Origin of the sequence: uncultured Methanobrevibacter sp. (assembly GCF_902770715.1) — an archaeon.
Lineage (GTDB): Archaea > Methanobacteriota > Methanobacteria > Methanobacteriales > Methanobacteriaceae > Methanocatella.
Genome location: NZ_CACXTS010000065.1, coordinates 1 through 3,808 on the forward strand (window position 1 = coordinate 1; position 3,808 = coordinate 3,808).

General features: G+C 34.2%; 2 protein-coding genes. Both read right to left on the reverse strand.

Features of this window, described 5'->3' with window-relative positions; translation table 11 throughout:
* Positions 1–58: 58 nt before the first annotated feature.
* Positions 59–1,732 (reverse strand): S8 family peptidase, encoded by a 1,674-nt coding sequence (locus tag QZU81_RS10940; protein ID WP_295591709.1) that lies wholly within the window; start codon positions 1,730–1,732, stop codon positions 59–61.
* A 574-nt stretch (positions 1,733–2,306) separates the two neighbouring features.
* Positions 2,307–3,377, reverse strand: a complete 1,071-nt coding sequence (locus QZU81_RS10945; protein ID WP_295591711.1) for an ATP-binding protein — start codon at positions 3,375–3,377, stop codon at positions 2,307–2,309.
* Between the last annotated feature and the right edge of the window lie 431 nt (positions 3,378–3,808).

Consider the following 3,808-nt stretch of genomic DNA (forward strand, 5'->3'; position numbering starts at 1 on the left):
TTTTTTTGAAAAGGTGGTTTAAATCAATACACCTTTACAACGAAGCTAAAATATTTCTCTATTCAAATTTAATTTCTTCCTCAGCTTTTGCATAAACATCAATCTGATTTTGTACATCAAGCTTACTCACAAACCAACCTCTTGCCATACACAATTTTATAAAATCATTAATGCGGTTTACTCCATTCATTTCTTTCAACGTCACAACAACCCCGAATTGCAATGGTTCCTTAGTTCTTGAGGTTATTCGTTCCTTTGTTTTTATACTTAATCCCCATAACCCTGAATCATATGCTTTTCTAGGAACGGCCTTATCTTTTATTTCTTCGGTAATATGCTTAACATTGTCCCATTTACGATACATTTTTCTTGCATCTTCTTCATAAAGGGTAACCACACCATCTTCACATTGCTTATTATTATCAATAGATTTTATAGTTGCCTTGTTTTTTTTGTTTATGACAACCCTTCCAAAATGGATGTCCATTTCGGTACTAGTATAATCAACACCTTGATTTCTATTACATTGTGGGAAATACACTAAAGTAGCTTTAGCATAAAACGGATGAGTACTATTTATAATAGGGACAGGCAAGTTGTACGTATATGTTTCATACTCTTCTGAAGTTCCCATCATAAGGAATCGTATTTCGTCATTTGAAGAATGGATTATATCGTCAATATGTTTCGGCAATACTCCATACCCCATCCTGTGCGAAATATCATCTTTTCTATCCCATTTTGCAGCAGAATCAATAAGTATTGCCTTTGCAAGTTCTCTACTCAGCCCCATTATTTGTATCAAGTATGCCAGCTTTCTGGATACCCACGGTGCAGCAAAAGAGGTACCAATCACATAAGTAGCTCCCATATTATCGCAACATACAGCAATCTTATCTTCAGCCCTTTTTCCGTCGCCCCCATAATAACTTAAATCTGGTTTGTTAAAAAATGACAACACGGGACCACTTCTAGTATAGGATGCAGATCTTCCTTTAAAGTCAACAGAATTAACTACCAAAGAATTTAATGAGTCTGCAGGCGATCCAATCTTCATATCCTTACCAACCATTCCTTGCGGAGCATTTGTTCCTGCTATAACAAAAACAACATCATATTCACTTTGAATCTTATCAAGCTCAGCAGCCACTGGAGAAATAAAATTAGGCTTTATTTCCAATTTTGAACCTAAGGATAAATTCCATACTTTGATATCTCTATTTTTAGCAACAATATCTCTAATCAACCTTAAAACCGCAAATGAACTGAACCCTTTATGTGTTGCCACCCCAAAATGTCTGACTCTAAATCTTCCACATCCATCTTCAAGCTCAGGATTTCCCTGTGGTCCATCAACAATAATATAACTGACAGCTGTCCCATGTCGAAAATCTTCCTCAGATAAAGGAATATTTTCATCCAGCATATTGGTATAATCAACCCATTCATTAAAATATACATTATCATTAAATTGAGTGTCGATGACCCCTATCACCGGTTCATTTGACGGTTTCGGAATCAAATTTAATTCATCATTCCAAGTTTCTATCTCATCAGTAATATCATCTTTGTTTATTACAGAGAAATCCGTCAAACTCATAGCAACGAGATATGAAGCGTTATTATAAAGCAGCTTTGCCTCATCAGGAGTTAATCTAAGTGTTGTGCCGTCGATAATTCTATCATCAACAATATTGATTCCAAATTTCGCTAAAAGTCTCTTTGTTTCCACCCCTGTCTGATAGATTGTTATAATAGAATCTTGTGTAATTTCCTCGTTTGCGCGATCAATATCAAACCTTTCCACATAATTCCCATCTACAATCGTTTTTAAGAAGGCAGATTTTGATAGTATATCATTACTGAAACATTTTCTTTTATCAGCTATCATTTCGCATTGTTCATATGTTAGTACTCCGTTAAATTGTGTATCAATGATTGTCGCAGAATTTCTCAGTAATTCAGCAGATTTTTCAAGTGTTTCCAATTTTACAAAATGTGTGAAAACATGCTTTTGAACTGTTTTACCTAAATCATCTTTTTCCCACACAAATTTAGCGCCTCTTACAGACTCCGAGGGGTCTTTACTACCTTCTGCTAATAATGCTTTAAGACGATTGCTTTTGGGGACAATGTTTTTATAGTGTACGCTAACTAGAGCTCCTCCAATATTTGTATTTCTCTGCCAATATAAAAATATTTTATTTATCTGTTGCGCCAACTCCCTTAAGTGAGAGCTTTTTACTGATTTACCTTTTGGCAATTTCGGAGCTCCTGGTTTCGATCCATTCGGGCGCTGTTCAAATCTACCTTTCAATTGAAGAATGCAATTCATCTACGTTCTGCCCCTTTAAGTCTCTTGCAACGCTACTTTTAGACCTCCCTGTAAGGATTTCTATTTCTCTCACTGTAAATTTTTGTGCTTGAAGCTTTTTTAAATCGTTTGGCTTTTCACCGCATATCGAATAATACAATTTCCTAAAATAGTCCATTCCATCATGAGGATTGCTAAATGCTACAGATGTTTTTATTAAGTTTTTTAAATCCCCGGGATACTTCTTTTCAAGTAGTAAATTCATAATTTTTCTAAACAATCTAATATCTCTGTTAGCCAATTTAAATTTATCAAGATATCTATCCAGCAGTCTCTCTGAAATTAAAAGAAGATCCTCTTTTGTATATCTGTTAAAATCAATAACCAAATCGAATCTTCTTATCAAAGCCTTATCGAAATGTTCGAACAAATTTGTTGTGGCAATAAGTACAACATCCTCCTTCATTCTGTCAAGGCCTTTCAGTATTGCCGTTGTTGCCCTACCCATCTCACGCAAATCGTTTGAATTAGTCCGGTCCAAAGCAATAGCATCTATTTCATCAAATAGTACAATCACATTTTTCGGCTGAACAAAGCTGTTTATTTCCTTAAATAAGGCCGCCAAGTTTTTCTGCGTCTGTCCTAATTTGCTATCAACTATTGCAGAAAAATCTACCATAAATAGATCTCTATTTAAAATTCGTGCTAATTGCTTAACCGCCTCTGTCTTTCCTGTTCCTGGCACTCCCTGAAATAAAAATTTATTTATTCCAATATTATGTTCAACAACATTTACAACACCTAATAAATCATTTGTTATTGCATCAGGTAGCAAAAGCATATCTTCCTGCGCTTCAATTCGTTCAAAAAAAGGAGATACAGATTCCGACACTTGCGGTACAAATGTATTTACATTTGATAACAATGACATGATATATTCTGATAGTTGATAATCACCCGACTTATCAAATTCTTTTGCAATTTCATAGGCCTCATTGCGGAAACCAACATCGTTTTTCTCAGCATAATACTTGATTAAACTGAGAATACTCCTTTTTTTCATACTCAATACTTCCTTTTACCCTACCCTTTTTTATAATACCATTATGGGACTAAAACATCAATATTGGGACAAAATTCACATTACTACAAAGACAGACGTATGCAAACTCTTTGTTTTGCATTCAAATAAGATATGACTCAAAATACACGTTCGTAACAAATGTGATAAATTCACAATTAAGGACTGTTTTGTGATGTTTGTTATACCGTACACGCTTGAGATTGTTAATATTTCACAATATAATAAAATATACTTGCAACATAATGCTATTATCACGAAATATACAATTGCAAATATAACGAAGTTAGTTTTTACTACAAGAAGGCGGAAAAATAAGTAAACGATCCATAATAACCTTTAAGGTAATTATGGCTTTTGCTTAGTCTAAGTGATTTCACTGAAAAGTGAATGAACTACGTTATGAGAGAATG

Excerpts from the sequence above, each read along its gene's own strand:
- QZU81_RS10945 (WP_295591711.1), bottom strand. The coding sequence starts at position 3,377 with ATGAAAAAAAGGAGTATTCTCAGTTTAATCAAGTATTATGCTGAGAAA.